Source organism: Bacteroides muris (ex Afrizal et al. 2022), from assembly GCF_004793475.1.
Taxonomy (GTDB): Bacteria; Bacteroidota; Bacteroidia; order Bacteroidales; family Bacteroidaceae; genus Bacteroides; species Bacteroides muris.
Genome location: NZ_SRYZ01000007.1, coordinates 14068 through 39860 on the forward strand (window position 1 = coordinate 14068; position 25793 = coordinate 39860).

Here is a 25793-nt window from a genome sequence, read left to right on the forward strand (position 1 = left end):
AAATATTATCGTTCCAGTGGATTATAAGGAACGTTTTTCGGGTTCTTGGTTGCATTGCCGTGTTCATCACTAACCTTAATGGTGACGTTCGGCATGCTTCCGGTGATAAATCCTACCGGATTGGCATAATAACGTTCGTGCACTTTGTTGTATGCTTTGCGGTTCATCGGTTCGTGCTTCTTTCCGTCGAAAAGTATCGGCCGATATGTGTGGCATTGCTCTACACCTGTGGCAGTGAATGAATAATGCCCTTCACTGTCTTCGGCTTTCAGTATCAGTCCGGGCAGTCCGCAAAGCTTCCATGGACCTTCGCTGACGGGTATTTCTGCAGTAAACCATGCCGTCCATGTACGGCCTTTTAATTGACATTCGGCTTTGCTGCAAAGGTAGGAGAGGACACTATCGTTTTCTGCCAGTATCTTCCACTGCGGACGTTCATCCGTTTCTTCGCAACGTAGGCGGGATATGCCTGCCACTTCATCGAGAGTCGTTACTTTTCCGGCAGGATAACCTCTGAAGGTTCGTTCGCTCAGTTTGCTTGTTCCGTATTGTTTCAGATGTTCATTAATCGTTTCCTGCGAGGCTTTATTGGCGAAGTCTACTGCCAGTACAGAGTCGCAAACATACTTGGTGTAACTGTAGAATTTAGAGAGATTTTTACCGACTTCCAGCATCATGGTTTCTTCCGTAATATTTTCCGGCTTTTCCGTATTACTGATACAGCGCGTTTCATATTGCACAAGGATTTGTGCTTCACCGATGGTATCATTCTGTATTTTCGTTCCATCAGAAACGATGATTTGTGCCTTCGCTTGTGATGCGAACAATATAGCGAGACACAGATTGAGGAAAATAATTCTTGCACTCATAGTTTTTACATTTTTAGAGGTTTTACATATTGCTTCCAGCGATTATTGTACTGCAAAACTATGCGGATTTTGCTTCAGAAGAGGCTGAAAGTTATTACTGAAATATTACTCAATGCATAATATCTGCCTCGCACGTACCTATATTTGCAAGCTAACTTCTACCTTTGCCGGTACTAAATGAAAGTCTTTCTAAGTGAGACTAAAAAAGAACAATTATGGAACAACGGATTAAGATCGTTTGGATATTCTCCATCGCATCGATACTGCTTATTACCTGCGGACAGGTCTACTGGTTGCGTAATCAGTATCAGTATATGAATGATGAACAAATCAATGATATTTATGATTGCATCTTGCAGACCACCCAACAGTATGACTCTATCCGTACTCCCCAACCCAAAAAGGTGCTTAGCAATACCAATATGTTCTTCTATCAGCTTAGCAAATCCATTGATTTGGAAAAGCGGACTACTATCGACGAATTAATTTTGGGTGTTCTGAAAGGGCGGGACTTGGAGAGCTTGGGCCAAAAGAATACAGAAATTCTCAAAATAGAGCAGCAGGACTCTGCCAGTACAGATGATAAAGAGAGAGAGGCAAAGCGTAGGGAATGGGCATTGGCGTTAGACACCCTTTTGCCGGAAGAGCGGCTCATTGCGAAGGATTCATTCAAAATCAATATGTCCGATAAAGATGCTCCTAATTTGAACTCTATTATTAATCTTTATCGTTTGGAGTTGGATGTGCCTTTTGCGTTGCAGCAATTTGATTCCTTGCTTGCCATACGTTTGGACGAACAAACGTTTACTACGCATCTGGTGGTTTCCGAAGATTCCATTTACCAGTGGAATGCGGAACTGAAACGGCAAGGTACATTGTTCAATCCATATATAGAAGTAATGTATCCTTATAATCCCCTGAAACGCCAGTTTGTGCTTGTTTCCGTGAAGGTTTCACCTCATGTGGTACTTGTGCGTATGGGTTGGCAGTTAGTGGGCAGTACATGTCTGATATTTCTGCTGGGGCTTTGTCTGCTGTTTCAGATAAAAACCATCTTGAAGCAACGGCGGATAGACGAACTGCGAAAAAGCTTTGTAAACACTATGATACATGAACTGAAACGTCCCGTCCAGGCTCTGAAAATGTGTATAGCCTTTCTCAATGACAAGTCTATGCGAACAGATGAGAAAGCGATGGATGAAGTGATTCACGATTCCATGTCCGAGCTGGATAACTTGTCGGCCTATCTTTCAAAACTACGTGATATGACGCGTGCCGATGATGAACACACGCAGCTTTCCGTCCGTACATTTGATATAAAGACGAGTTTGGAAAAGCTTGTCCGGCTTTACCATGTTCCTGAGGATAAGGATGTTGCTATTGAAACCCATTTCAGTTCGGAGACTCTGGTAACGGCAGACCCGGTGCATGTTTCTAATATTATCAGTAATTTGATAGAGAACGCCGTAAAGTATTCGGGCAAGTCTGTGCATATTGTTGTAGATTGCCTTTTGCAGGATTACCAATTGACGATACGGGTGTCTGATGATGGCATCGGCATTCCGGTTTCCGAACAGAACCGTGTATTCGATAAGTTTTATCGGGGTAGTAATCTTCCCGACCGTTCGTTGCCCGGCATTGGTCTGGGGTTGAGCTATGTAAAGTTGCTGGTAGAGGCGCATCATGGAAGCATTTCTTTAAATAGTCAGGCAGGCAAGGGAACAATGATTGAAATTAATATTCCTCAATAAGTCCGTGCTAACCCGCATAATCCCTACTCTAAAATAACCAATGATATGAAAGCCTTGAAAATACTTTTTGCCGATGATGATTTGAAATATTCAATGCTGCTGAAGCGCTTTCTTGAGAAGGAAGGCTATGAAGTGACTTATGCCGGAAACGGGGAAATTGCTCTGGAACAATTTCCGCTCATAAAGCCTGATTTGGTATTGCTCGATATCAATATGCCCGGTTACAATGGCTTTGAAGTGGCTGAACGCATTCGCGAGACGGATAAACACGTCCTGATTTTTTTCCTTTCCGACCGTAGCGATAAGGCCGACCGCCTGCAAGGATTCCAACTGAAGGCGAACGATTATCTTGCCAAACCCTTCTATCCGGAAGAGCTGACAGCGCGTATCCGCGAGCGTTTCACTTCGCAGTTGTCCGGCGTGGCGGAGAATGAGATGTATGCTTTCGGCCATTCCGTATTCAATTACAGTACGAACGAGATTCGTACGGGAAATAGTAAGGTGCTGATTACTTCCCGTCAAGCCGATATCCTTCGCTTGCTTGCGCTGAATGTGAATAAGACTGTCGGCCGCGATATGTTGCTGGATGCCGTGTGGGGCACTGCCTCATATGCCAATTCCCTTGCCTTGAATGTGCAGGTGTCCTATCTGAGGCGGGCATTGAAAAACGACCCGGCCGTGAGGATTGAGTCGTTGATGAAAAAGGGGTATATGCTTGCCGTTCCCTGAAACCATCTTTATCTTTGGATTGTTATACAAACAAGAGACTTCAAAAAAGAGAGCTTGTGATGAGTTTAGGAGGATGAATGAACAAAGTCCTGACAAGTTGGGGGATAGACCCGAGGTTTGCCGAAATGTATTTCTCTTCGCGCAACAAAGTTTGGAAAGAGTACGAGCGCATTCAGTCCGACATCTCGACCATTTGTTGGTTATAGCGCAGAAGTTTGATTTGAAGCTGTATCAGTATTCCGATTAATATATCAACCGGAACTCCGCATATACAGGCAAGTGGTCGCTGTATCCTCCTTGATACTTCATCCCGTAGTAGGTGCGGAAAGGTTGCTGCCCTCCGTATTTCTTGTCTCTTGTCAGTAGGAAGGGCGGGCGGAATACATCCGACTTTGCTTCCTCCGTACGTAGTGATGAGTGTTCTTGCAACAGCGTGCCCGATACGATGATGTGGTCCAGCAGTCCCCATTCTCCTTGATACCTGTAGCTGCCGAAGTGCTTGTGTGTCTTGGCTTTTTCTGCCAGCAGATGATAAAGCTTTTGTGGACGTAGAGAGTCTTGCAATGTTGACGGTGCTACCGCCTCCAACACCTCCTTTACCGATTTATTCTCCGGATAATCGTTGAAATCCCCTAAAAGGACAATTTGCGGATGTCGGCGTATCGTGTATAGACTGTCTATGGCATACTTCACCTTTCGGGCAGCCAGTAGCCGGTAAGGTTCAGACTCTCTTGCCCCTCCCGAACGGGATGGGAAGTGAGCTACCAGTACATCAAGCGTATCCCGATTCAGCAACAATCCGCTGACGTGAAGAATGTCCCGTGTGGGACGGCTATTCTTCCGGGGCTTGTCTACGGGGAGGCTCTGATAGGAAAGCAGCTTGAAAAGATTACGTTGATAAAGCAGCGCTATGTCGATGCCGCGTTCGTCGGGAGACTGTGTCATCACATACCGGTAGTCTGCTTCGCGCAAGGCGGAGTAGCGGGTAAGGTCGCGCATCACACTGTCATTCTCCACCTCACACAAGGCAACAAGGGCAGGCGGCGTCCATCCTCCGGTGGCGATGATGACGCGGGCTATATTGTCCAGTTTCTTTCTGTATTTAGAGTAGTTCCAATGCCGGACGGCATCCGGCAGGAACTCGTAGTCATTCTTTAGTGTATCATGTCGGCAGTCGAATAGGTTTTCTACGTTGTAGCTTACTATCCGAAACGTGAGGGTATCTTTTCCTTCTTGCCCGTACAGAGTGATGTACGGGCATAGAAGGAAGAGTATAACTCCTATCTTATAGATAACGTTCATACAAACTATTCCCGTTCCCTTTTAAGGAACGTGGGATATTTATTTCACCGGTATGTGCTTCAGTATATCCAGCAGATGGTCCCAGAACTTCTGTACGGTAGGAATCAGCATCCGTTCGTCGGGAGAGTGTACACCCTGCAGGGTAGGTCCGAAGGAAATCATGTCCAGTGCCGGGTATTTGTCAAGGAACAGTCCGCATTCCAAACCTGCATGGATAGCTTTTACCTTGGCATCTACACCGAACAAGCGTTTGTAGGACTCGACAGCCACTTCCAGAATTTCTGAATGCGGGTTGGGTTTCCAGCCCGGATATCCGTCTCCGAAGGATACGGCTGCTCCACCCATTTCGAATACAGTGCGTACCATATTGGCAATGTCTTGTTTGGAGGAGGCGGTAGAACTGCGCTGGCTGGTCTCGATGCGGATGATATGGCCGGGTTTCATCTTTACGGAGGCCAGATTGGTAGAGGTTTCCACCAACCCCGGAATGTCTTGGCTCATGGCATATACACCGTGAGGTGCGGCATAGATGGTTTGCAGCAATCGCTTGGCGGTATCTTTGTCAATGGCTTTGGGACGGGCTGCTTCCGATTCGAGCACGAATTGGAGGTCTGGGTCAACGACGGCATATTCTGCCTCCACTTCGGCGGCAAAGACATTCAAGTCTGTGCGCAGGGCATGCTTGTCGGCATCGGGTATGGCAATTACCGCGTGTGCTTCGCGGGCAATGGCATTGCGCAGGTTACCACCGTCTATTTCGCAAAGGTACATGTCGTACTTCTGGGATGCCTGGCTCAGGAAGCGGTTCAGCAGTTTGTTGGCATTGCCACGCCCCAGGTGTATGTCGCCGCCGGAGTGTCCGCCTTTCAGCCCCTTTACCTGCACTTTGCAGCAGAAGTATCCTGCAGGTACGTCCACTTCCCGGTAGGTGAACTCGCCAACGGAATCTATGCCTCCTGCGCAGCCGATGAAGAGCTCGCCTTCATCTTCGGAATCAAGGTTCAGCAGAATGTCTCCGTTCATGAAACCTTCTTTCAGTGCAAAGGCACCGGTCAGTCCGGTCTCCTCGTCCACGGTGAATAAGCATTCGACAGGACCGTGTTCAATGCTGTCGTCGGCAAGGATAGCCAGTTCGGTGGCTACACCGATGCCGTTGTCGGCTCCCAAGGTAGTACCTTTGGCTTTCAGCCATTCGCCGTCAATTTCGGTTTCGATAGGGTCGGTCAGGAAATCGTGCTTCACGTCGTTGTTCTTTTCGCATACCATGTCGATGTGCGATTGAAGTACGACAGTCTTGCGGTTTTCCATGCCCGGAGTGGCGGGTTTCTTTATCAGAACGTTTCCGGCTCCGTCCACTTTTGTTTCCAACTTATGTTTTTCTCCGAATGCTTTTAAGTAAGCAATGATTTTCTCCTCCTCCTTAGAAGGACGCGGCACTTGGCAGATTTCCTCGAAATAGTGAAATACACCGGCCGGTTTCAAGTCTTTTTCTTCCATAATTATCTGAATTAACAGCTGCCTTACATGCGTTTATGCAGCCTTCATTATCAATTGTCAATTATTAATTCTCCATTAAATTAACCGCTTATTGCTAAATATGGTTAAAATGGTTGGCTATTTTATTCCCCTTTCTCTTTTTTTAGAGTAAAAAAGGCGTGTTAGTCCAACCAAAGCCCTATATTTGCACCCACAAAAATAGTAAAAACGCTATTTTCATGTAACAAAATTAATGGAAATGCTTGATACAATATTGATAACTCTGTTAATAGTTGCTATTTGCATTGTTTTATTGGGTGTAAAGGTCTTTTTTGTGAAAGGCGGCAGGTTTCCTAATGGGCATGTCAGTGGCAATAAGGCTATGCGCGATAGAGGTATCGGCTGTGTGCAGTCGCAGGATAGGGAAGCGCAACGCAAATCCCGTTTTTCCATTGATGAACTGGAAAAAGCCTTAAACGATAGTATGAACTAAATTTTAAAAACAATATTTATCAATTATGAAGAGATTAAACTACCTCATGAACGGTCTGGCAGCTCTCGCACTGATCGTTTTATTTGCTCAATGTGCCGGCAATACTGATAAACAGACAACAAACGCTCCTGCACAAGCCGGCGGATTATCGGAAATGAAAATTGCTTATGTTGAAATAGATACGCTTTTGGCAAAATACAACTATTGCATAGACTTGAATGAGGCTATGGTGAAGAAAGGAGAGAATGTCCGCCTGACCCTGAACCAGAAAGCCAGCGAGCTGGAGAAGCAGAAACAGGAATTCCAGACAAAGTACCAGAACAACGCTTATCTTTCTCAGGAGAGAGCGCAGCAGGAATACAACCGCATTGCCAAATTGGAGCAGGATTTGCAAAATTTGAGCAACAAGCTGCAGTCTGAGCTGATGAGTGAGAATGAAAAGAACAGCTTGCAGTTGCGTGATTCTATCAATGCTTTCCTGAAGGAGTACAATAAGACAAAAGGTTACAGCATGATTATCAGCAATACGGGTTTTGATAATCTGCTCTATGCAGACAGTGTCTACAACATCACTCGTGAGATTCTGGATGGTCTGAATGCAAGATACTCTTCTCCGGTGAAGAAATAATATATATCCTAATGATATAAGAAATAAGGATGTACTTTCGGTACATCCTTTTTTATAGGAGGGTGTGTCAAAACCCTCTTTTTAACAAAATCACCCTTGCTACAGATATCTGTGGCAGGGGTGATTTTCATATTTTTGGTGTTTTGACACCCTGTTTTGAAGTTACCCTTGTTTGTATTTTGTAGGACTATCTTTGTCCTCCTCCCCATGAGGAGGGGCTAGGAGAGAGGTTTTCAATGCTCCGATTGTTTGCCTTACCCGTTCCGTCGTAGTGATGGTGTGTGTATATTCATCAATATGTACCGTTCCTCCCATAGAGACGTTGGAATTATGATAGAGCATGGAACTCTCGATATTTTCCCTGGCGGAGAAATGGAACTCGCGGATACCGGTTTCTCGGGCAATGTGGGCTATGTTGGTTTCATTCACCCCACAGCCTGCCAATAGAATGATTCGGCCTGCTGCTTGTTGTTGGAGTTCTTCTAGCAGAGGGATGCCTTGCTCTGCTGTAGATTGCTGTCCGGAAGTTAGGATGCGGTTGCATCCTAATGCGATAATATCTTCTATTGCTTTTCGTGGATTTCTGCATACATCGAAAGCACGGTGGAAGGTGACGGACATCCCTTGTGAGGCTTTCATAAGTTGCTCCATCAATGGGAGGTCTACATCTCCTTCTGCCGTCAGGCAACCGAACACGACTCCGTCAGCGCCTAGACGGCGGGCATTCTCTATGTCTTTCAGCATGATGCGCTGTTCGGTGGAGGAGTAAAGGAAGTCTCCTCCGCGGGGACGGACAATGATATGCAATTTGGTCTGCTGCAATACTTCCCGTGCGATGAGGATATCGCCGTATGAGGGGGTTGTTCCTCCCTCGGGGATGCCTGCACATAGTTCTACTCGGTCTGCTCCGCCGGCTTGTGCGGCAATGCAACTCTCTACGGAGTTGGCACAAACTTCAAACTGATAATCTTTCATTTTTGTAAAGTTATGGTTATAGTGCAAAAATAAGAAAAGGGTGAATATGAATTCACCCTTTTCTGCATTTATTTTCTTTTCCGATGTTACTTTGCGTAGCTCACTGCACGCGTCTCGCGGATAACGGTAATCTTCACCTGGCCCGGATAAGTCATTTCATCCTGAATCTTCTTGGCGATTTCGCCGGAAAGACTCTCCGTCTGCTTGTCGTCAATCTTGTCGGCACCGACAATGACGCGCAACTCACGACCTGCCTGGATGGCATATGTCTTTGTCACTCCCGGATAGGACATGGCCAATTGTTCAAGGTCGTTCAGGCGCTTGATGTATGCTTCTACAATTTCGCGGCGTGCTCCCGGGCGTGCTCCTGAAATGGCGTCGCATACTTGTACGATGGGGGCCAGCAGGCTGGTCATTTCCACTTCGTCGTGGTGGGCACCGATGGCGTTGCAGATGTCCGGTTTTTCCTTAAACTTTTCTGCCAGCTTCATACCATAGAGTGCATGCGGCAATTCCGGTTCTTCATCGGGCACCTTACCTATATCGTGCAGCAGTCCGGCACGTTTTGCTTTCTTCGGGTTGAGTCCCAGCTCTGATGCCATCACAGCGCAAAGATTGGCTGTCTCGCGTGCATGCTGCAAAAGGTTCTGGCCGTACGAAGAACGGTATTTCATCTTACCGATAATGCGGATAAGTTCCGGGTGCAGACCGTGGATGCCCAGGTCGATAGTAGTACGTTTACCGGTTTCGATGATTTCCTCTTCTACCTGCTTGCGTACTTTGGCAACTACCTCTTCAATGCGTGCCGGATGGATACGTCCGTCCGTCACCAGCTGGTGCAATGCCAGACGTGCAATCTCACGGCGAACTGGGTCGAAGGCTGACAATACGATAGCTTCCGGAGTATCGTCTACTACGATTTCTACACCGGTAGCGGCTTCCAGAGCACGGATGTTGCGGCCTTCGCGACCGATGATACGTCCCTTTATTTCATCTGATTCGATGTGGAACACGGTTACTGAGTTTTCAATGGCTGTTTCCGTAGCTACACGCTGGATGCTCTGTATCACGATGCGCTTGGCCTCTTTGCTTGCTGTCAGCTTGGCGTCGTCCATGATGTCGTTGATGTAGGACTGGGCCTGCGTTTTGGCTTCTTCCTTCAGGGATTCCACCATGCGCTCTTTGGCTTCTTCGGCAGAAAGTCCGGAGATAGCTTCCAGTTTTTCTATTTCCTGGCGCTGCATGTGCTCCAGTTCTTCTTTCTTCTTGTCTACGATGGACAGCTGGGCTTCTAGATTTTCTTTCACGGCTTCTGCTTCCATCTTCTTGCGCTGGATTTCTTCCTGGCGTTGGTTCAGTACCAATTCACGTTGTTTCAGCTTGTTTTCTGCCTGCTGTATCTTTTGGTTACGTTGGGCCACTTCTTTTTCCAGGTCTGCCTTCTTGTTTAAGAATTTTTCCTTTACTTCCAGCAACTTGTTCTTCTTAATCACTTCCGCTTCCGCTTCCGCATCTTTCAGGATACCGTCGTATTTGTTTTTCAGCCCGTGCTTGAAGAACAAGTACGAGGCAAACCCTCCGACAATGAGGCAGGCAATGGATAATACTATTGTAACTACTGTCATTTTATTAATTTGTTTTTAATATATAAATAAAAAAGCACTGCATAAAAGCTTGCTTCGATGAAGGGCAAACTTTTGTACAGTGCGCGAATTTCTCTCTTTTACCGACCCGACGGAGGGATTGCAGCTTATTGTTCCTTGAAATAGGTCTCCAATACCTCTGTCAGTTCCTTTATTTTAGCTGTATAGGGTTCAGTATCATTACAATCCTTCAACCGAAGGTTTTCTAAAGCGAACTGATAGGCCACCATAGCTATAATTCTCTCTAGAGACACATTCAGATAATGCTCCCGATACGCATTGAGTCTGATATCTACCTGCTTGGCGGCTTCTCTTACCATTTCCTCGTCCTCACGGTTGATTGTGAGAGGGTAGGAGGCCCCTGCCATCTTCAGGTTTATCTTTATTTTATCGTTCATACATCCTCTTTTCTTTATTCATTCAACAAAGCGATGCATTTATCGATTTCACGCACTAATTTGGACAATCGCAGTTTCGTCTCTTTCACGTCGCTGCCGTTAAGGCTGATTGTCATAGCTGTTTTTAGGTTCGTGTAGTTAAGTTCCAGTTCGCGGTATTCAGCCTGTACCTTCCCGTATTCTTCCTCTTTGGCTTTAAGAAGTTGCTTTAGCTCAGTATTTTCGCGTTTTAATTCATCGTGCAGATAGATTAAATGCCGCAGTCTGGCTTCAAAGGTACTTAATAGCTTCTTTTCTTCGTCTGTCATTACTACACCAAAATTGTACACAAAAATACGATTTACTTGGAGATTACAAAAACTTTTCGGAGAAAATGTGTTGTAGAGGTATCGAAATAACCGAAATGGCCTATGAAAACCTGCTTTCGGGGGATTGAAAAAGGGGCGGACTGTTTATCAAAAGATAGGATATGTGTGGGACTATTGGTTTTCTGCAAGGATTCTCTTCCTTTCTTTTCAAACGCTTAGTATTTCTGTTGCTAACTATTAATCGTCCGACAGTTGTTGAATTATCGTCCAACAACTGTCGGATGATAATTAGACATATGTCGGACGATAATAAAACGGTTATCGGACGATTAATAGTTAGTAAGGCAGGAATTACTTTTTGCTGTTTCCGGAACTACTGCTTGGGAATGATTGGAATAATCTACAGTAAAGGAGGATGCAAAGAAATAAATAAAATAATTTATATAATAGTTTGGTTTATAAAATAAACTAATTGTATTTGCATTGGAGTTCGAACCTAAAAAGTGTTTTTGTTAATATGTGTGTAACTTTAAAATGAAGTGTGATTATGAAAACAATGGGTTATAAAGGTATGGTAATCGTTCTTTTTAGTATGTTTGTAGTGGGTGTGTCGGCGCAGAGTGTTCTGACGCTGAAAGTGACGAATGTTCCTTCTGCCAAGGGGAAGCTGATGGCGGCTACCGACAAGGGGCAATATAATATGGTGGATGCCGCTGTGAGCGATGTCGTGCTGGAGCTGAAGGATGTGCCTGCGGGCAAGTGCAAAATTTACGTCTATCACGATGAAAACGGTAATTACCGGCTCGACAGAGAGGACGGAGTACCGATGGAGTATTGTGCCATTGTCGATTGGGAGGTAAAAGAAAATACGGAGACGGTGGTTGTGCCGTTGGTGGATGTCCGAAAGGGAATGAAGAAGTAATCATATCGGGTATAATTATGAAAGATAAAGAATTGAACGAGAAAGAGAGTTTGGAACTTATCGCTCGAATGATACGCAATACGCGTCGCAACCTGGATACGGGTAGCGGAAATGTTTTTTTAGTGTGGGGATATGTAGGTGTGTTGGTGACTTTGGCCGTATGGGCAGGTGTCACGTTTACGGGCAATCCTGTCTGGATGTGGGGATTCTGGGGGATTCCGGTTGTGGGGTATCTGTTGATGTTCCTCTTATTGCGTAAGCGGCAAAAACCTGTGAAGTTTTATCTTGACAAGATACTGGAGCGGGTGTGGGGGGTGTTCGGGATGGTATGTATGATGGGGGTGCTGGCGGCAACGGATGCCGGACGTTACGAAACTATTCTGCCTTTGTGTGCCATCTTCTTCTCGTTGGGCAGCATCATTACGGGCTGCATCATTCGCTATACTACGTTTTTTATCTTCCCGCTGTTTGGCTTTTTATGGGGGCTGAAGAATTTGTTGTATACTTGGGGAGAAGTGCCTTTCCTCTCATCCCTGCTTTGGTTTGTCGGTGTACTGGTATTTTCGCTGATTATTCCCGGGCATATACTGAATTATAAGGCGCGGAAAGAAAATCGAAACGGAGAGTGGGGTGAAGTATGATGACACGAAACAGTGCTTTAGACAAATTCCTGCTTTCCCGAAAGTTTATTGTGTGTATAATTGTTTTGCAATTTATTCTATTGCCGATTGCTACTAAAGGATTTCGGTGGGAGAACATCGGTGATCTGATAATTTATACCTTGAGCCATGCACTTATACAAGGGATGTATCCTTATGCGTGGACTTTTCAGATTGTTTCCCTTGTCATGCTGATGCTGCTTGTGCTTCGGCGCGTGACGATGTCGCGCTGGTTTATGTTTTATGTGGGAGGTTGCTATGTGCTGTATGCCATTGTACAGAATGTGGCAGTAACAGATAAATATGGTTTCAGCATAGTGACGGTCAATGTGGTGATGATGCTCTTGGTTGCCCTGCTTTGGATGAGGGAAGCCTGGCGGGGGAGCAGCAGGCTGACCTTCGGCAATCTGAACCGAAGGACGGCATGGCTGATACCCGTGGCACTCTTTTGCCTATGGTGGCCTATGGACATGATGCGTGGCGCAGAACCCGATTTCAGCCCGATACATCTGTTTGCCGGAGGCTCGGCGATGGCATTTTGTCCGATGACTCCGGTTTTTCTGGTCCTGCTTCTATTGAGTAAAGAAAATATTGATTTAACTTTGCTGCGGGTAACGGCGTTGGTGGGGTTTATCATCGGCTGTTATAACATGGGCAATTTTGCAACCGATGCAGGGTTTTATTTGGGATTGTATCACCTTCCTTTGGTGGGAATATCTCTCTATGCATTGTTGAAAAGTAAACGGAAGAATAAAATTTGATATGTTTAAAGAACTGAACCCTTTGCTTCACAGTGAACTGCGGCTTGCGGTGATATCGTTGCTCATCAGTGTCGAGGAAGCGGATTTTGTCTATATCCGTCAACAAACGAAAGCTACGGCAGGAAACCTCAGTGTGCAGTTGGACAAGCTCAGCAAGGCGGGTTATGTGGAGATAACAAAAACTTTTAAAGGAAAAATGCCTTGTACACTTTGTAGGATTACTCCGCAGGGAGTGGATGCCTTTGAAGAATATATAGAGGCGTTGAAATCTTATCTGGTGGGAAAATTATGATTTTCCTGAGAATTTGATGAGATTGATGGAAAATGGCAGTGTCTGATTAAAAACAATGAATTGATATGAGAATCTTGGTTACTTATGCCGTACAAGGCGAATTTACTGAATTGAAATTTCCCGGACTGATAGGGGAGGAAGAGGTGCAGATTGGCTATCTCCGTACCGGCGTGGGAAAGGTGAAATCGGCTTTTTATCTTTCTGAAGCGATAAACCATGCGCAACCGGACTTGGTGGTCAATGTAGGTACGGCAGGGACTATCTGTCATCAGGTAGGAGATATTTTCGTATGTCGCCATTTCGTAGACCGCGATATGCAGAAGCTGGTGGAGCTTGGTATGGAGCATGAGATTGATTCAACGGATTTGTTGTCCCAAAAAGGATATTGTTTGCACTGGCCGGCAGGCGGTGTATGCAATACGGGGGATACTTTCCTGACAGAACTCTCGGATGTGTCCGGTGATGTTGTGGATATGGAAGCCTATGCCCAGGCTTTGGTATGCCGTGCCAAGAATGTTCCTTTCATTTCGGTGAAGTACGTGACGGATATTATCGGACAGAACTCCGTGAAACATTGGGAAGACAAGCTTGCCGATGCCCGGAAAGGGTTGGGAGAATTCTTTGAAAAATTGGGAGGAATTTAGCACGTTACCTCAACGTCTTGAATGACAGAATATGCCAAGTCACCCCCACAGCGACAAGAAACAATACTATCTTTATTTCTGTTAGTGGAATCAGGAAGAAGATGCAGTAAACCATTGTTCCCCACATCAGCAGTAGGGAGATGATTTTGGCACGTAGAGGGATGGCTTTGTTCTCGCGGAAGTTGCGGATGTAGGGGCCGAGGCATTTGTGGTTCAGCAGCCATTGGTACAGTCTGGGTGAGCCTCTGAAATAGAGCGTAGCCGTGAGCAGCAGGAAAGGCGTAGTGGGCAGCAACGGCAGGAAGATACCGATGATGCCGAGTGCCAAAGAAAGTGTTCCTAAAATGATGTAGACTGTTTTCATGCAGCAAATGTAGGAAAAATAATAATATAGATAATATGTATGCGAATAAAGTAAAGAAGGTTGTTGCCGTCCACGACTTGTCGGGAGTCGGACGGGTGTCTCTGACGGTGGTCATTCCCATTCTTTCGTCTATGGGTTTCCAGGTGTGCCCATTGCCTACAGCCGTATTGTCAAGCCATACCCAGTATCCGGAATTCTCTTTTCTGGACCTGACGGATGAAATGCCGAAGATTATTTCCGAGTGGAAAAAGCTGGAAATGCAGTTTGATGCCTTTTATACCGGCTATCTGGGTTCTCCGCGGCAGATACATATTGTTTCTGACTTTATTGATGACTTCCACCGACCGGACGGTCTGGTTGTGGTAGACCCGGTGTTGGGCGATAACGGACGGCTTTATGCGAACTTCCACGAGTCCATGATTGATGAAATGAAACATCTCATCACCAAGGCCGATGTCGTTACTCCCAATCTGACGGAACTGTTCTATCTGCTGGGCATTCCTTATAAGGAGATGAATACGGATGAGGAGTTGAAGTCATATCTTCGCCAGCTTTCCGATTGTGGTCCCGAAGTGGTGATTATTACCAGTGTGCCTGTATGGGATGATAAGCATAAGACGTCCGTATATGCCTATAACCGGAACGGTAACCGCTACTGGAAGGTTACGTGTCCTTACTTGCCGGCCCATTATCCCGGAACGGGGGATACGTTTACCAGTGTCATCACCGGAGCACTGTTGCAAGGCGACAGTTTGCCCATTGCCCTGGACCGTGCCACGCAGTTCATTCTGCAAGGTATCCGTGCTACTTTCGGATACGAGTACGACAACCGTGAAGGTATACAGCTTGAAAAGGTGTTGCATAATCTCGACATGCCGATTCAAATCTGCAGCTATGAATTAATTTAAACCAATCCCATCTTATGAAAAAGAAAATATTCCTGGCAGTGTTTCTCTGCTGCGGCATGTTTGCAGCAATGGCGCAGACTGCTGCCGACTCTCTTGCCATCGTTTCTGCCACCTGGCAGACTGAGCCCCTGCAGAAAGGGATGCTTTATAAAAAGGCAGTATTCAGTTCTTTGTATGGAGTTCCTCAGGAAGTGTCCATTCTTGAAATATCCCCGAAACGCTACCGTTTCGATGTGCTCGTCCACAATCCCAAGGAGGAGACCAGCGTAGCCGCCCGGCATGCAGGTGCGGTGGCGGCCATCAATGGTTCCTATTTTGATATGAAAGCCGGTAATTCCGTCTGTTATCTGCGTAAGGACGGGGTGGTGATAGACACTACCTCTACCGGGGGGGTGGCAACAGTGTCCAATGGAGCTGTGTTCATAAGGAAGGGTAGGCTGGAACTGATTCCCTGGAGCAGGCAGGATGAAAAGACGTGTACTTTGAAAAAGGGCACTGTGCTGGCTTCCGGTCCTTTGATGCTGAAGGACGGGCAAATGTGCGACTTGTCCGGGACTAACCGGAATTTTGTAAATACCAAGCATCCCCGCAGTGCTGTGGCGCTGACAAGAGAAGGAAAAATCCTGCTTATTGTTGTTGACGGACGTCGGAAGGGAAAATCGGAAGGTATCAATATACCCGAGCTTGCTCATATGATTCGTATATTGGGCGGGGAGGATGCGTTGAATCTGGATGGTGGCGGTTCTTCTACGCTGTGGAGTGGGGCGTTGCCGGATAAGGGAATAGCCAATACCCCGAGTGGCAGTGCCGAGCGTAAGGTTGCCAATTCTCTTTGTGTGTACGAATAAGTTAGGGAAGTAAATGGATAAATCTTAAGTTTTTTGTAATTTTGCCGTCGCATCGAGGTGACATTAGATGCGATAACTTATATTATATTAATTAGCGTATTAACAAGTATGTACACAGTCATCAAACGCATGGAAGTGTCGGCTGCCCATAGCCTGAAACTTTCTTATCGCAGCAAGTGTGAGAATCTGCACGGTCACAACTGGATTATCACTGTCTATTGCCGTTCCAAAGAGCTGAATGCGGACGGAATGGTGGTAGACTTCAGTCACATCAAGCAGGTGGTAAAGGAACAGCTGGACCATCACAATCTTAATGAAGTGCTTTCCTTCAATCCCACAGCCGAGAACATAGCCCGTTGGATATGCGACCAGATACCCACTTGCTTCAAGGTAGAGGTGCAGGAGTCGGAATCAAACATTGCCGTCTATGAGGAAGATTAATGAGATATTCTACAGTTTGCAGGGAGAAGGATACCATACGGGTACTCCGGCTGTCTTTATCCGTTTTTCCGGTTGCAACCTGAAGTGCCCCTTTTGTGATACGCAGCATGAGGACGGCATACTGATGTCCGATGAAGATATCGTAACAGAAGTCAGTAAATACACTGCCGCTACCGTGATATTGACCGGTGGAGAACCCTCCCTTTGGATTGACCATGAATTTGTGGATTGTCTGCACCGGGCAGGAAAGTATGTCTGCATTGAAACAAACGGTACCCGTCCGCTGCCGGATAATATAGATTGGGTGACCTGTTCTCCCAAGCAGGGGGCAAAGCTGGAAATTACGCGTATGGATGAAGTGAAGGTGGTGTATGAAGGGCAGGATATTACTGTTTATGAGCAGCTGCCTGCCAGGCATTTCTTTCTCCAGCCTTGCTCTTGCAGCAATACGGCCGAAACGGTGGATTGCGTGATGAAGCATCCTAAGTGGAGGCTTAGTTTGCAGACACATAAGCTGATAGATATCCGGTAGGCGTTTATAAAACGATAAAGGCTGTAAGCATTGCTTACAGCCTTTATCGTTCATGCACGGGAGGAGAGGCTCGAACTCCCGACACCCGGTTTTGGAGACCGGTGCTCTACCAACTGAGCTACTCCCGTGTTTGCGGCTGCAAAGGTAATGTAAACTTTCAAATATACAAGTAATATACGTACTTATTTTATAAAGAAAGTTGCTTATAGCATCTGTAAGTCCTGATACATAATGCGATAGGCAGCTGCCTTTTTTTCCAGTGCCAGCGGGTAGGCTCTCGAGGAAGAAGGCATCCGGTAGAGACGCATCGGATGGTTTTCAAAAAGAAACTCTGTGAAGTCTCCTACTTTGGGTTTGTCGATGGAGAACTGTGTGCACAGCGTATCCGTCGCCTTCTCGCCGGTGGTGACGATAGCCTTGCATTGAGGTATCCGGTGTAGCAGGGCAGGGATGTCCGTGGGTTGCACCACTTCCAGAAACTTATCCGAGGCGTTGTCTTGCAGGCGCCGTATGGCAGAGGCTGTGTCGAACAAGGCAATACCTTTTTCCTGCAGGAAACTGATGAGGCGTGCTTTGCAGAAAGCCTTCTTCGTCTTGTCTACAAAATAATCCTTGTCATTGAAGAAAAGTAATCCGGTAATCCTCCACATGTCATTGTTCCAGTTGGGATAGTAAAACTCCATGGACCACCGTTTTTTCTGCGGAGGAAAACTTCCCAGCATAAGCAGACGGGCATTGCCGGGAAGGAAGGGTTCTAAAGGGTGTTGTTCTATTTCCATACTTTCCAATCGTCTTGCCTTTCGTATAGTTCCGGATGATGGCATATTCTTCGGCGTCTTCTCCCATGGCTTGCAGTTGGTGGAGGCAGGAGGCTTTGGTTGTCAATGAACCAGCCAGCCGCCAGCCGGCGGCATTAGGCTTGCCGGACTCCACCATATTCTACTGTTTCCAGTTAGAATTCTTATTCTTTTATTTCTCTTCGTTGGCTTTCTGTTTCGGTTCCTTTTTGGCCAGCATCACTACGTTGTAAACGTACTCGGTCATCCATTGTTCCGAATATCCCAGACGCTCTTTGTACTGGCGTACTGCCGCTGCCGTCTTGTGTACATCGTCCTTTTTCCATACGGTTTTTGTGCAGACATCGTGTACGGTTTTTTCGGTCATGCTGCGCAGTGCTCCCTTGAAGATGGAAGGCATGCGGAATTTCCACTGCATCAGGTTTCCCATCAGCATCATAAGATCATTGGAGAAGCCCTGATACATGAAGAGGTAGCCTTGTACGTCATTTTGTGTACGACAGTGCTTTTTGACAGAAGTGTCAATTTCCTTGAAGAAGTTTTCACTGATACCGTAGTCCTGCATCAGCATTTTGCGCGAAGCGGCCTTTTCCGCTTGTCCCAAGCGTCCTCCCTGCGTGGGGATTTTGAACAGACGCTTGAAATTGGCTACATCCGGCACAAAGCGGATGTTGGTGATGCCCAGATTGGCGGCTATTACAGACTGGAAGTAGACGCGTGTCAGTGACACGAAATCTTCTACATTCTTCGAAGATACTTCTTCGGTATTCTTGTTGAATAGTTTGGCAAATAAACTCATATCAAATTACGAATTATTGATTACAATTTACAAAATCGCAGGTCATCCGGCGGTTTCGGCTGCAAAAGTACGAAATAAGTTGGTTATCACCAGCACTCTATGTCTTTTTCTACCTCTTTCAGGCAGTTCTTGGTGAAAACGGGGTCTTGGATATCGGTGCTTTTCTGTGCGCGGTAGTCTTAAGGCAGCCTGAAAGCATATTTTCCGATTATCCCAACAGCAGGGCGATGAGGATGTAGATCCGGAGCAGGTCGTTTATCAGATTTATTATTCGCATCAATGTATATATACAGTAATCTATTTGCAGTAAAAAACTTGCACAAAACAACTACTATCCTCTGTCGTTATTCAAGATTGCTTCTGTTGTTATAGAGATGAGCTTTTGCAAATTTTTGATAATCAGCAATATGAAGTCTGTTGTGCTGCAACTTGCGGCATGGGCAAATCTGGACGAACCTGATGGAATCTCCTTGCCTATTTCAGCCTGAAGTGAAATTTGTGCCCTTCAAACACAGGCTCCACGATGTCATAACGAACAAACTTTGCCAGCAGATGTTCGGCGGTGCGTCGGGAAAGATGCGCTAGGCGGCAGTAACGGTTCAGTGAAAGGCGGTTGTCTTCTTCCAGCAGATTGAGCAGCAGTTGTTCCCGTTCGGTATATTCTATCAGTTCTCCTTTCAGACTTCCGCTTTGCTGCCAGACGCGTAGATGAACGGGAGTAGCCAGGATGTTTTCGTCCTTGATGCGCAGATAGGCCAAGTATTTTCCTGTTTCGTCCTTGGCGTATACCGGCTTCCGGTCACTTTCCTCGATTTGTACCACCAGCACACTGCGTCCTTCCACCAGATAGGTCTGCATGGTGTAGTTCACTTCGGGACTGCAATAAAGTCCGGCAGCCGCTTCTATCATATATTGTTCTTCGTCCGAACGGACACCGGCAATTTTCCCGTTGTCTTTCACTCCAATGAGCAGTTTTCCGCCGTCTGTATTGGCAAAGGCTGAAAGGGTTTTGGCTATCTTGCGGGCGTCGGATATTTCGAACTTGAAATCCTGTTGTTGATGCTCTCCTTCAGCTATGAGAGCGTGTATATACTCGGTGTCAGTAAGCGTTTTCATGCTTGCAAAAGTAGATAAAAAACGCGTAAGAGCCCGTTTTTGAGGCGATTTTACCGAATATTTCAAAAAAAATATCGTTTTTCTGTATTTATTTCAAGAAAGAATGTATTTTTGCCAGACATTATTAACGAAGTAATTTGAAAAGGATTATGAAAGAATTAGTTGAAAAAGTAGCTGCATTATATGCAGACTTCTCAAAAGATGCAAACGCTCAGTTGGAAAACGGTAATAAGGCAGCAGGAACTCGTGCTCGTAAGGCTTCTTTGGAAATCGAAAAAGCTATGAAGGAATTCCGCAAAGCATCTTTGGAAGCTTCTAAGAAGTAAGAAAAAAAGCATATCTTATGCTGTGAAAGACTGCCACGTTTGGCGGTCTTTTTTGTTTTTAAAAGTATTATTATTACTTTTGGCGCAGGTATTATGGATGAAAACGTTCTCAATAAACTGAAGATACTGGCAGAGTCGGCAAAGTATGACGTCTCTTGCTCCTCCAGTGGTACGGTACGCTCCGGCAAGGCAGGCATGCTGGGGAATGCTGTGGGTGGCTGGGGCATCTGCCATAGTTTTGCCGAGGACGGCCGTTGCATCTCTCTGCTCAAAGTGATGCTTACCAATTATTGCATCTACGATTGTGCCTACTGCATCAACCGCCGCAGCAACGACCTGCCGCGTGCCACGCTGTCGGTGACCGAGCTTGTAGGCCTCACCATGGAGTTCTATCGCCGCAACTATATCGAAGGGCTTTTTCTGAGCAGTGGGGTGGTGCGTAATCCCGATTACACAATGGAACGCCTGGTGCGTGTTGCCAAGGATCTCCGTACCATCCATCGTTTCAACGGTTATATCCATCTGAAAAGCATTCCCGGCGCCAGCCGCGAACTGGTGAATGAGGCAGGGCTTTATGCCGACCGTCTCAGCGTCAATGTCGAAATACCGAAGGAAGAGAATCTGAAACTGCTTGCTCCGGAGAAAGACCATAAGAGTGTATATGCGCCTATGCGCTACATCCAGCAGGGTGTCCTTGAAAGTTCGGAAGAACGCAAGAAACACCGCCATGCTCCTCGTTTCGCTCCTGCCGGACAAAGCACACAGATGATAGTAGGTGCTACTGCCGAGACGGACAAGGATATTCTGTATCTTTCGTCAGCCCTCTACAAGGGACCTACGATGCGACGTGTCTACTATTCGGGCTATATTTCCGTCAATACCTACGATAAGCGCCTGCCGGCCTTAAAACAGCCCCCTTTAGTACGTGAAAACCGGCTCTACCAGGCTGATTGGTTGATGCGTTTTTATCAGTTCAAGGTGGAGGAAATAGTGGATGATGCCTATCCGGACCTTGATTTGGAGATTGACCCCAAGCTGTCCTGGGCTTTGCGTCATCCCGAGCAGTTTCCAGTCGATGTGAACAAGGCGGATTATGAACTGTTGCTTCGCGTGCCGGGCATCGGCGTGAAGTCGGCACGGCTGATAGTGGCTTCCCGGCGTTTCTCCAAGATAGGTTTCTATCAGTTGAAGAAGATAGGGGTGGTGATGAAGAAGGCACAGTATTTCATTACCTGCTGCGAGTTGCCGATGCACACGGTCAATGAGCTGACTCCGCAAGGGGTACGCAGCCTGCTGTTGCCCAAACCGAACAAGAAAAAAGTGGATGAGAGGCAGTTGATGCTTGATTTTGGCGAATGAATATTTTTTTATACGATAAGACTTTTGAGGGATTGTTGACTTCTGTTTTTGAAGCCTATTCCCGCCGCACTTTCCCCGATGCACTGTTGTTGGAAGGAGAGCCTCTTCCATTGTTCTGCGATGAAATATTTACAGTGATAACCGATGAAGAGAAATCCGGCCGCGTCTGGCGGGGATTGCAGAAGAAACTGTCGTCTGCGGCACTTGCCTGCCTCGCCCAGTGCTGGCTGGCGGAGGAACCGGAAACTCCCATGCTGCTGTTCCGCTATATCCGCAAGGCGATAGATGCTCTTCGCTCCATTGAAACGAATTTTGCCGATCCTGATGTGCTGGAGTTCTCCCGTATGTGGAAGCGGGTGGATTGGGAGCGTATACGCCTGCTTCAGTTTGTCCGTTTTCAGAAGGCTGCGGACGGTACTTTCTTTGCGGCCGTCGAGCCCGAGAAGAATGCCCTTCCTTTGGTGACGGAGCATTTCAAGGATCGTTTTTCCGACCAGCGTTGGCTGATTTATGACATCAGGCGAGCCTATGGGTACTATTACGACTTGAAGGAGGTGCGCCAAGTGACTTTTGGTGAGGACAGCTGCGAGGGGCATCTTGTCACCGGCATGCTCGACGAAAGTCTGATGGACAAAGACGAACGGCTTTTCCAGTCTCTCTGGAAAACCTATTTCAAGGCAATCTGCATCAAGGAACGCCTCAATCCCCGAAAGCACAAGCAAGACATGCCCGTGCGCTATTGGAAATATCTGACGGAGAAACAGCAGTGATTCCTTTTATTCGATTTTCCACTGTCATCTCGGGAAATTCCTGCCCAGTTGCAGCAAATATCCCTCATCATAGTTTATTAATACGAATCTGTGGTTGAAACGGGGCATAACGGCCCTGAAACGAGTACAATGATATTTTGATGAATTGTTGTGATTTAATGAAGTGATGATGGCGGTTTGTAATATTCTGATTATCTGCGTGTTTAAGATGACCTGCATTCAGTATACGACTGAACCCTATTCAGTATACGATTGAATGGCATTCAGTATACGACTGAATTAGGTTCAATATGGCACTGTATCTCGAATCTGTATTATTTGTAAATAATGCAGATTGCCATCCGACTTCTGTCTCGGCTCATGACCGATAAAAAAAGGAATTAGTTTCAACTACTGATTCGCATTGTTAATTGATGACCCAGTTCTTGTCGTGGGGTACTGTTTTCTTGGGGTCGTAATGCATTCCATCCTGCGTAGGTATCTTCAGTGTATAAGTACGTCCGCTTTTATTCATCAGTAAGGTATCCCGTAGCCAAGGGTTGGCGTCTTTCAGTTGGGCATAGGTGATGCCTTTACTTTTGGCAAACTGTGCCAGGTTGGCAATACCCGTTGTGACAGCCACTTCCGTGCAGGGTATGGGCGGATAAAGATGTTCCCGTTTCAGCAGAAAACCGTACTGTTGCGGATTGCTGATGACGGCTTTGGCTGCCAGCAGGCGGAACATGTAACGCGAAGTTTCTTCTACCAGCCACAAGTCGACGGCTTGGTCTACCATTTGTCTTTGCATCTGTGTGGAGATGCGCCCTTGTCCGGCATTGTAGGCGGCAGCCACGCACAGCCAGTTTCCATATTTCTGATAGGCGTCTTTCAGGTATTTGCAGGCTGCCTTGGTTTCCTTCTCGATATGGTATCGTTCGTCGATGTTGCTGTTCACCTCCAGGCCGAATTCACGTCCGGTGGCAGGCATGAACTGCCATAGGCCTGCAGCACCCGCAGGCGATTTGGCTAGCGGGTTCAGGTTGCTTTCTATCACAGCGAGGTACTTGAAGTCATCGGGCAGGCCGTTGGCTTTCAGTATAGGTTCTATGACGGGGAAGTAGCGGTTGGCACGCTTCACCATGAGCATGGTGGTGGAGTGCATGTAGGTGAATGACATCAGTTCGCGGTCCATACGCTCGCGATGGTCATAGCGCAGCAGGTCAATATCCTGCCCGGCAAAAGTAATCTTGTCCGGTACGCTGGGAGAGGTCACGCAGTAGGGAACTTCGGATTTCACGGAATCGCGTTCGGGGTTCAGCGCACTGCTGCCTGCGAGGAAGGGGAGGCTGGAACCTGCACACAGTGCAATGGCAGCCGTAAGCACGATATATTTTGAATTTTTCTTCATGTCTGTATGTATATTTCTGTTTGGAGACGTGAAGATACGAAATCAATTCGTTATAGGCAACCTTTCCCATAGCCATCGTGGAATCATACGCCAAAAAAACACCAGTACCCGGTAGCGTCCGTCAATGACAACTACCCGTCTCTTTTCTCTTAAAGCCTTGATTATGTGCTGTGCTACACGGTCTGCTTTCATCAGCATCGGGTATTTCCCGCTTTTCAGTAAATCGGTGGCAACAAATCCCGGACGGATGTCGGTGAAGTGTATATCAAGATGCTGCATCCGGGCAAGTTGTGCCAGCGCTTCGATATAGGTATTCTGGAAGCGTTTGGTGGCAGAGTAGGCCGGTGCAACGCCTAGTCCTTTAGTGCCTGCAATGGAACTGATGACAGCAATATGTCCGGAGCCTTTTTCCTTGAAATAGTTGAAGGCGGCAGTCACCATGCGGGTAAATCCCTCTACATTGGTACGTGCCGTGTTCAGTTCGATGTCCGGTTGTAAGTCCCGGTTTTGATGTCCCACGCCGGAACTGAGGAAAAACAAGTCCATACCTCCCAGCTTTTCTATCAGGTTATGGAGGTGTAGGGTCGCGGTCTCTTCCGTAACGTCCAGCTGTTCCGTGACTATCCGGTCGGGTGCGGTGGTTTGCAGGGCATGCAATGCCTCTTTCCTTCTGCCGGCAATGCCTATATGCCAGCCTTGTTGTACAAGTATCCTGGCTACTTCTTGTCCGATGCCTGAAGTGGCACCGATGATGATGGCTTTCTGCATGATGATAGGGGATTATCCGATGACGGTTGCTACAATTCTTCTTCCTCCGCCCCGGTTGCGGAACTCGCAGAGATAGATGCCTTGCCAGGTACCCATGTTCAGGCGTCCGTTGGTGATGGGAATCGTAAGGCTGGTTCCGCTGAGAGTTGCTTTGGCATGGGCGGGCATGTCGTCATCCCCTTCGCATGTATGTTGGTAATAAGGTTCCCGCTCTTTTACGAGGCGGTTGAAGATGGCTTCCATGTCTGTCTGTACGTCAGGGTCTGCATTTTCGTTGATGGTGAGGCCTGCGCTTGTATGCTTGATGAACAGATGCAGGATTCCGGCAGGTGGAAGAGGGGGAAGGTTACGTATAATCTCCTCTGTCACCAGGTGAAAGCCACGCCGGCGAGGGGTCAGGGTAAATTCTTTCTGTGCGGTCATAAATCATTGTTTTTCGTTTGTTGTCAGGCTTATCTTGTCTGGCAGGGCAGTTCCACGGTGAATGTACTTCCCACGCCCATTGTCGAATCTACGGCAATCACTCTTTAATAGTGATGTTTTTGTTCTGTCACAACAATTAAGATATTGACAAAGATATATTATTTCCAAATTAATATGTGATGAACGGAAATAAAAAATAAAGGTTGTATCTGTTTTGAGGAAATGGGAAAAAGATACCCGAGTTTTTGTACTTGCGGGAATAAGACGTATATTTGTTGCAATTTTTGCATCCTGACAAGAAAATGACATGAAGCGTATTGGACTCTTTGTAATGGTTTTTTCTGCATGTCACTCTTGCTCCATGCAAGTGGTCTGCGTGTCTTGTTTATCGGAGATTCTGTGATATGAACCATATTTATGGTAGCGGCTATATGTATTTGTGTGCAAGTCATTATCAAGGAAATTTCCCGGAAAAGGAATATGCTTTTTTAATCGTGGCATCAGTGGAAACACTCTCCGGCTTCTCAAGACCCCTATTGGATTTGGGACGGTATCCACCCCACTCCTGCAGGGCATAAACGAATGGCAGATATGTGGATAAAGCGCGTGAATTTATAATTTATCAATAAAATAGAGAGTAATGGAAAAAGTGATTATCAACTCGTACGAGGATTTTGAAAAGCTGGTAGGCCAGCAAATCGGTGTTTCGGAATATGTAGAGCTCCCTCAGGAGCGTATCAATCTGTTTGCTGATGCGACATTGGACCATCAGTGGATACACGTCGATACGGAACGTGCCAAAGTGGAAAGCCCTTTTAAGAGCACCATTGCACATGGGTATCTCACCTTGTCCATGTTGCCATATCTGTGGAACCAGATTATTGAAGTGAACAACCTGAAGATGATGATTAATTATGGTATGGACAAGATGAAGTTCGGTCAGGCGGTATTGTCCGGACAGAGCATCCGACTGGTTGCCCATTTGCAATCTCTGTCGAATCTGCGCGGTGTGGCAAAGGCGGAAATAAAGTTTGCCATCGAGATACAAGGTGAAAAGAAGAAGGCACTGGAAGGGGTGGCTATATTTTTGTATTATTTCAATTGA

At 46.6% G+C, this 25793-nt stretch carries 31 protein-coding genes, 1 tRNA gene and 1 pseudogene; 18 read left to right on the plus strand and 15 right to left on the minus strand.

The genetic code is table 11. The features are described from left to right. Nucleotides 1–5: 5 nt before the first annotated feature. On the minus strand, nucleotides 6–869 hold the full coding sequence (locus E5355_RS04920) for a GLPGLI family protein (protein ID WP_136009422.1): 864 nt from the start codon (nucleotides 867–869) through the stop codon (nucleotides 6–8). 215 nt (nucleotides 870–1084) lie between these two features. Between E5355_RS04920 and E5355_RS04925 the strand changes: the two genes are divergently transcribed. The 3 genes and pseudogenes from E5355_RS04925 to E5355_RS04935 all read left to right on the plus strand — a co-directional run. After that, nucleotides 1085–2620, plus strand: a complete 1536-nt coding sequence (locus E5355_RS04925; RefSeq protein WP_136009423.1) for a sensor histidine kinase — start codon at nucleotides 1085–1087, stop codon at nucleotides 2618–2620. Between the two features lie 45 nt (nucleotides 2621–2665). Beyond that, nucleotides 2666–3349, plus strand: a complete 684-nt coding sequence (locus E5355_RS04930; RefSeq protein ID WP_136009424.1) for a response regulator transcription factor — start codon at nucleotides 2666–2668, stop codon at nucleotides 3347–3349. Nucleotides 3350–3477: 128 nt separating this feature from the next. Then, a pseudogene (locus tag E5355_RS04935) lies at nucleotides 3478–3596 on the plus strand (mechanosensitive ion channel family protein); the annotation flags it as partial. On the opposite strand, the gene E5355_RS04940 reads toward E5355_RS04935, so the two are convergent. Both E5355_RS04940 and E5355_RS04945 read right to left on the minus strand, forming a co-directional pair. Next, the gene (locus E5355_RS04940; protein ID WP_136009425.1) at nucleotides 3593–4651 is read right to left on the minus strand and encodes an endonuclease/exonuclease/phosphatase family protein; all 1059 of its coding nucleotides are present in this window, start codon (nucleotides 4649–4651) and stop codon (nucleotides 3593–3595) included. The pseudogene E5355_RS04935 and the gene E5355_RS04940 sit on opposite strands and share 4 nt — an antisense overlap. Before the next feature lie 39 nt (nucleotides 4652–4690). Further along, nucleotides 4691–6148, minus strand: a complete 1458-nt coding sequence (locus tag E5355_RS04945) for an aminoacyl-histidine dipeptidase (protein ID WP_136009426.1) — start codon at nucleotides 6146–6148, stop codon at nucleotides 4691–4693. A 238-nt stretch (nucleotides 6149–6386) separates the two neighbouring features. Between E5355_RS04945 and E5355_RS04950 the strand changes: the two genes are divergently transcribed. Both E5355_RS04950 and E5355_RS04955 read left to right on the plus strand, forming a co-directional pair. Further along, a complete protein-coding gene (locus tag E5355_RS04950) occupies nucleotides 6387–6620 on the plus strand; it encodes a hypothetical protein (protein WP_005835814.1) in 234 nt (77 codons plus the stop codon). 25 nt (nucleotides 6621–6645) lie between these two features. After that, entirely contained in the window at nucleotides 6646–7248 is a 603-nt protein-coding gene (locus E5355_RS04955; protein ID WP_009036606.1) for an OmpH family outer membrane protein, read from the plus strand. Between the two features lie 162 nt (nucleotides 7249–7410). Here the strand turns inward: E5355_RS04955 and E5355_RS04965 are convergent, their stop codons facing one another. The 4 genes from E5355_RS04965 to E5355_RS04980 form a co-directional block, all read right to left on the minus strand. Further along, the gene (locus E5355_RS04965) at nucleotides 7411–8223 is read right to left on the minus strand and encodes a copper homeostasis protein CutC (RefSeq protein ID WP_136009428.1); all 813 of its coding nucleotides are present in this window, start codon (nucleotides 8221–8223) and stop codon (nucleotides 7411–7413) included. A gap of 86 nt (nucleotides 8224–8309) precedes the next feature. Further along, on the minus strand, nucleotides 8310–9848 hold the full coding sequence (gene rny / locus E5355_RS04970; protein WP_136009429.1) for a ribonuclease Y: 1539 nt from the start codon (nucleotides 9846–9848) through the stop codon (nucleotides 8310–8312). Nucleotides 9849–9973: 125 nt separating this feature from the next. After that, nucleotides 9974–10264, minus strand: a complete 291-nt coding sequence (locus E5355_RS04975; RefSeq protein WP_136009430.1) for a cell division protein ZapA — start codon at nucleotides 10262–10264, stop codon at nucleotides 9974–9976. Nucleotides 10265–10278: 14 nt separating this feature from the next. Then, nucleotides 10279–10572, minus strand: coding sequence for a hypothetical protein (locus tag E5355_RS04980; protein ID WP_136009431.1), 294 nt, complete (start codon nucleotides 10570–10572; stop codon nucleotides 10279–10281). Nucleotides 10573–11119: 547 nt separating this feature from the next. Between E5355_RS04980 and E5355_RS04990 the strand changes: the two genes are divergently transcribed. From E5355_RS04990 to E5355_RS05010, 5 genes are all read left to right on the plus strand, one after another. Next, complete coding sequence (locus tag E5355_RS04990; RefSeq protein WP_136009432.1) at nucleotides 11120–11494, plus strand: DUF2141 domain-containing protein; 375 nt, start codon at nucleotides 11120–11122, stop codon at nucleotides 11492–11494. Nucleotides 11495–11511: 17 nt separating this feature from the next. Further along, complete coding sequence (locus E5355_RS04995; protein WP_136009433.1) at nucleotides 11512–12135, plus strand: hypothetical protein; 624 nt, start codon at nucleotides 11512–11514, stop codon at nucleotides 12133–12135. 164 nt (nucleotides 12136–12299) lie between these two features. Continuing rightward, the gene (locus E5355_RS05000) at nucleotides 12300–12914 is read left to right on the plus strand and encodes a hypothetical protein (RefSeq protein ID WP_246866887.1); all 615 of its coding nucleotides are present in this window, start codon (nucleotides 12300–12302) and stop codon (nucleotides 12912–12914) included. A gap of 1 nt (nucleotide 12915) precedes the next feature. After that, complete coding sequence (locus E5355_RS05005) at nucleotides 12916–13206, plus strand: winged helix-turn-helix domain-containing protein (protein ID WP_136009435.1); 291 nt, start codon at nucleotides 12916–12918, stop codon at nucleotides 13204–13206. Nucleotides 13207–13271: 65 nt separating this feature from the next. Continuing rightward, nucleotides 13272–13850, plus strand: a complete 579-nt coding sequence (locus tag E5355_RS05010) for a 5'-methylthioadenosine/S-adenosylhomocysteine nucleosidase (RefSeq protein ID WP_136009436.1) — start codon at nucleotides 13272–13274, stop codon at nucleotides 13848–13850. Between the two features lie 4 nt (nucleotides 13851–13854). Here the strand turns inward: E5355_RS05010 and E5355_RS05015 are convergent, their stop codons facing one another. After that, a complete protein-coding gene (locus tag E5355_RS05015; protein WP_136009437.1) occupies nucleotides 13855–14214 on the minus strand; it encodes a YbaN family protein in 360 nt (119 codons plus the stop codon). 35 nt (nucleotides 14215–14249) lie between these two features. Between E5355_RS05015 and E5355_RS05020 the strand changes: the two genes are divergently transcribed. The 4 genes from E5355_RS05020 to E5355_RS05035 all read left to right on the plus strand — a co-directional run bounded on the left by E5355_RS05020 (nucleotide 14250) and on the right by E5355_RS05035 (nucleotide 16943). Then, nucleotides 14250–15122: a pyridoxamine kinase gene (locus tag E5355_RS05020; RefSeq protein WP_016273219.1), complete on the plus strand. Its 873-nt coding sequence runs from the start codon at nucleotides 14250–14252 to the stop codon at nucleotides 15120–15122. A gap of 14 nt (nucleotides 15123–15136) precedes the next feature. Then, entirely contained in the window at nucleotides 15137–15970 is an 834-nt protein-coding gene (locus E5355_RS05025) for a phosphodiester glycosidase family protein (RefSeq protein WP_136009438.1), read from the plus strand. 108 nt (nucleotides 15971–16078) lie between these two features. Beyond that, complete coding sequence (gene queD / locus E5355_RS05030; RefSeq protein ID WP_005826426.1) at nucleotides 16079–16411, plus strand: 6-carboxytetrahydropterin synthase QueD; 333 nt, start codon at nucleotides 16079–16081, stop codon at nucleotides 16409–16411. Next, nucleotides 16398–16943 carry a 7-carboxy-7-deazaguanine synthase QueE gene (locus tag E5355_RS05035; RefSeq protein WP_016273222.1) on the plus strand — a complete coding sequence of 182 codons (546 nt, stop codon included), beginning with the start codon at nucleotides 16398–16400 and terminating at the stop codon, nucleotides 16941–16943. Before queD ends, E5355_RS05035 begins: the two co-directional genes overlap by 14 nt. A gap of 55 nt (nucleotides 16944–16998) precedes the next feature. Here E5355_RS05035 and E5355_RS05040 read toward each other — a convergent pair. From E5355_RS05040 to E5355_RS05055, 4 genes are all read right to left on the minus strand, one after another. After that, a tRNA-Trp gene (locus tag E5355_RS05040) sits at nucleotides 16999–17071 on the minus strand. A 75-nt stretch (nucleotides 17072–17146) separates the two neighbouring features. Beyond that, nucleotides 17147–17722 (minus strand): uracil-DNA glycosylase family protein, encoded by a 576-nt coding sequence (locus E5355_RS05045; RefSeq protein WP_136009439.1) that lies wholly within the window; start codon nucleotides 17720–17722, stop codon nucleotides 17147–17149. 190 nt (nucleotides 17723–17912) lie between these two features. Continuing rightward, nucleotides 17913–18539, minus strand: a complete 627-nt coding sequence (locus E5355_RS05050; protein WP_136009440.1) for a hypothetical protein — start codon at nucleotides 18537–18539, stop codon at nucleotides 17913–17915. Between the two features lie 474 nt (nucleotides 18540–19013). After that, nucleotides 19014–19655, minus strand: a complete 642-nt coding sequence (locus E5355_RS05055) for a helix-turn-helix domain-containing protein (RefSeq protein ID WP_136009441.1) — start codon at nucleotides 19653–19655, stop codon at nucleotides 19014–19016. A 149-nt stretch (nucleotides 19656–19804) separates the two neighbouring features. On the opposite strand from E5355_RS05055, the gene E5355_RS05060 reads away from it, so the two are divergent. The 3 genes from E5355_RS05060 (at nucleotide 19805) to E5355_RS05070 (ending at nucleotide 22110) form a co-directional block, all read left to right on the plus strand. After that, a complete protein-coding gene (locus E5355_RS05060; RefSeq protein WP_005826447.1) occupies nucleotides 19805–19981 on the plus strand; it encodes a histone H1 in 177 nt (58 codons plus the stop codon). 93 nt (nucleotides 19982–20074) lie between these two features. After that, entirely contained in the window at nucleotides 20075–21340 is a 1266-nt protein-coding gene (locus E5355_RS05065; protein ID WP_136009442.1) for a putative DNA modification/repair radical SAM protein, read from the plus strand. Next, nucleotides 21337–22110, plus strand: a complete 774-nt coding sequence (locus E5355_RS05070; protein WP_136009443.1) for a TIGR03915 family putative DNA repair protein — start codon at nucleotides 21337–21339, stop codon at nucleotides 22108–22110. Before E5355_RS05065 ends, E5355_RS05070 begins: the two co-directional genes overlap by 4 nt. Nucleotides 22111–22516: 406 nt before the next feature. Here E5355_RS05070 and E5355_RS05075 read toward each other — a convergent pair whose 3' ends face one another. Genes E5355_RS05075 through E5355_RS05085 form a run of 3 tightly spaced genes read right to left on the minus strand, consistent with a single transcriptional unit; the run spans nucleotide 22517 to nucleotide 24688 of the window. Further along, nucleotides 22517–23497 (minus strand): lytic transglycosylase domain-containing protein, encoded by a 981-nt coding sequence (locus tag E5355_RS05075; protein WP_136009444.1) that lies wholly within the window; start codon nucleotides 23495–23497, stop codon nucleotides 22517–22519. Nucleotides 23498–23539: 42 nt separating this feature from the next. Next, on the minus strand, nucleotides 23540–24265 hold the full coding sequence (locus E5355_RS05080) for an SDR family NAD(P)-dependent oxidoreductase (protein WP_136009445.1): 726 nt from the start codon (nucleotides 24263–24265) through the stop codon (nucleotides 23540–23542). A gap of 12 nt (nucleotides 24266–24277) precedes the next feature. Then, the gene (locus E5355_RS05085; protein ID WP_136009446.1) at nucleotides 24278–24688 is read right to left on the minus strand and encodes a secondary thiamine-phosphate synthase enzyme YjbQ; all 411 of its coding nucleotides are present in this window, start codon (nucleotides 24686–24688) and stop codon (nucleotides 24278–24280) included. Nucleotides 24689–25328: 640 nt separating this feature from the next. On the opposite strand from E5355_RS05085, the gene E5355_RS05100 reads away from it, so the two are divergent. Continuing rightward, nucleotides 25329–25793 carry a MaoC family dehydratase gene (locus tag E5355_RS05100; protein WP_005826461.1) on the plus strand — a complete coding sequence of 155 codons (465 nt, stop codon included), beginning with the start codon at nucleotides 25329–25331 and terminating at the stop codon, nucleotides 25791–25793.

Coding starts and splice junctions, on each gene's coding strand:
- E5355_RS04920 (WP_136009422.1), bottom strand. CDS start 869: ATGAGTGCAAGAATTATTTTCCTCAATCTGTGTCTCGCTATATTGTTC.
- E5355_RS04925 (WP_136009423.1), top strand. CDS start 1,085: ATGGAACAACGGATTAAGATCGTTTGGATATTCTCCATCGCATCGATA.
- E5355_RS04930 (WP_136009424.1), top strand. CDS start 2,666: ATGAAAGCCTTGAAAATACTTTTTGCCGATGATGATTTGAAATATTCA.
- E5355_RS04940 (WP_136009425.1), bottom strand. CDS start 4,651: ATGAACGTTATCTATAAGATAGGAGTTATACTCTTCCTTCTATGCCCG.
- E5355_RS04945 (WP_136009426.1), bottom strand. CDS start 6,148: ATGGAAGAAAAAGACTTGAAACCGGCCGGTGTATTTCACTATTTCGAG.
- E5355_RS04950 (WP_005835814.1), top strand. CDS start 6,387: ATGCTTGATACAATATTGATAACTCTGTTAATAGTTGCTATTTGCATT.
- E5355_RS04955 (WP_009036606.1), top strand. CDS start 6,646: ATGAAGAGATTAAACTACCTCATGAACGGTCTGGCAGCTCTCGCACTG.
- E5355_RS04965 (WP_136009428.1), bottom strand. CDS start 8,223: ATGAAAGATTATCAGTTTGAAGTTTGTGCCAACTCCGTAGAGAGTTGC.
- rny (WP_136009429.1), bottom strand. CDS start 9,848: ATGACAGTAGTTACAATAGTATTATCCATTGCCTGCCTCATTGTCGGA.
- E5355_RS04975 (WP_136009430.1), bottom strand. CDS start 10,264: ATGAACGATAAAATAAAGATAAACCTGAAGATGGCAGGGGCCTCCTAC.
- E5355_RS04980 (WP_136009431.1), bottom strand. CDS start 10,572: ATGACAGACGAAGAAAAGAAGCTATTAAGTACCTTTGAAGCCAGACTG.
- E5355_RS04990 (WP_136009432.1), top strand. CDS start 11,120: ATGAAAACAATGGGTTATAAAGGTATGGTAATCGTTCTTTTTAGTATG.
- E5355_RS04995 (WP_136009433.1), top strand. CDS start 11,512: ATGAAAGATAAAGAATTGAACGAGAAAGAGAGTTTGGAACTTATCGCT.
- E5355_RS05000 (WP_246866887.1), top strand. CDS start 12,300: ATGTATCCTTATGCGTGGACTTTTCAGATTGTTTCCCTTGTCATGCTG.
- E5355_RS05005 (WP_136009435.1), top strand. CDS start 12,916: ATGTTTAAAGAACTGAACCCTTTGCTTCACAGTGAACTGCGGCTTGCG.
- E5355_RS05010 (WP_136009436.1), top strand. CDS start 13,272: ATGAGAATCTTGGTTACTTATGCCGTACAAGGCGAATTTACTGAATTG.
- E5355_RS05015 (WP_136009437.1), bottom strand. CDS start 14,214: ATGAAAACAGTCTACATCATTTTAGGAACACTTTCTTTGGCACTCGGC.
- E5355_RS05020 (WP_016273219.1), top strand. CDS start 14,250: ATGTATGCGAATAAAGTAAAGAAGGTTGTTGCCGTCCACGACTTGTCG.
- E5355_RS05025 (WP_136009438.1), top strand. CDS start 15,137: ATGAAAAAGAAAATATTCCTGGCAGTGTTTCTCTGCTGCGGCATGTTT.
- queD (WP_005826426.1), top strand. CDS start 16,079: ATGTACACAGTCATCAAACGCATGGAAGTGTCGGCTGCCCATAGCCTG.
- E5355_RS05035 (WP_016273222.1), top strand. CDS start 16,398: ATGAGGAAGATTAATGAGATATTCTACAGTTTGCAGGGAGAAGGATAC.
- E5355_RS05045 (WP_136009439.1), bottom strand. CDS start 17,722: ATGGAAATAGAACAACACCCTTTAGAACCCTTCCTTCCCGGCAATGCC.
- E5355_RS05050 (WP_136009440.1), bottom strand. CDS start 18,539: ATGAGTTTATTTGCCAAACTATTCAACAAGAATACCGAAGAAGTATCT.
- E5355_RS05055 (WP_136009441.1), bottom strand. CDS start 19,655: ATGAAAACGCTTACTGACACCGAGTATATACACGCTCTCATAGCTGAA.
- E5355_RS05060 (WP_005826447.1), top strand. CDS start 19,805: ATGAAAGAATTAGTTGAAAAAGTAGCTGCATTATATGCAGACTTCTCA.
- E5355_RS05065 (WP_136009442.1), top strand. CDS start 20,075: ATGGATGAAAACGTTCTCAATAAACTGAAGATACTGGCAGAGTCGGCA.
- E5355_RS05070 (WP_136009443.1), top strand. CDS start 21,337: ATGAATATTTTTTTATACGATAAGACTTTTGAGGGATTGTTGACTTCT.
- E5355_RS05075 (WP_136009444.1), bottom strand. CDS start 23,497: ATGAAGAAAAATTCAAAATATATCGTGCTTACGGCTGCCATTGCACTG.
- E5355_RS05080 (WP_136009445.1), bottom strand. CDS start 24,265: ATGCAGAAAGCCATCATCATCGGTGCCACTTCAGGCATCGGACAAGAA.
- E5355_RS05085 (WP_136009446.1), bottom strand. CDS start 24,688: ATGACCGCACAGAAAGAATTTACCCTGACCCCTCGCCGGCGTGGCTTT.
- E5355_RS05100 (WP_005826461.1), top strand. CDS start 25,329: ATGGAAAAAGTGATTATCAACTCGTACGAGGATTTTGAAAAGCTGGTA.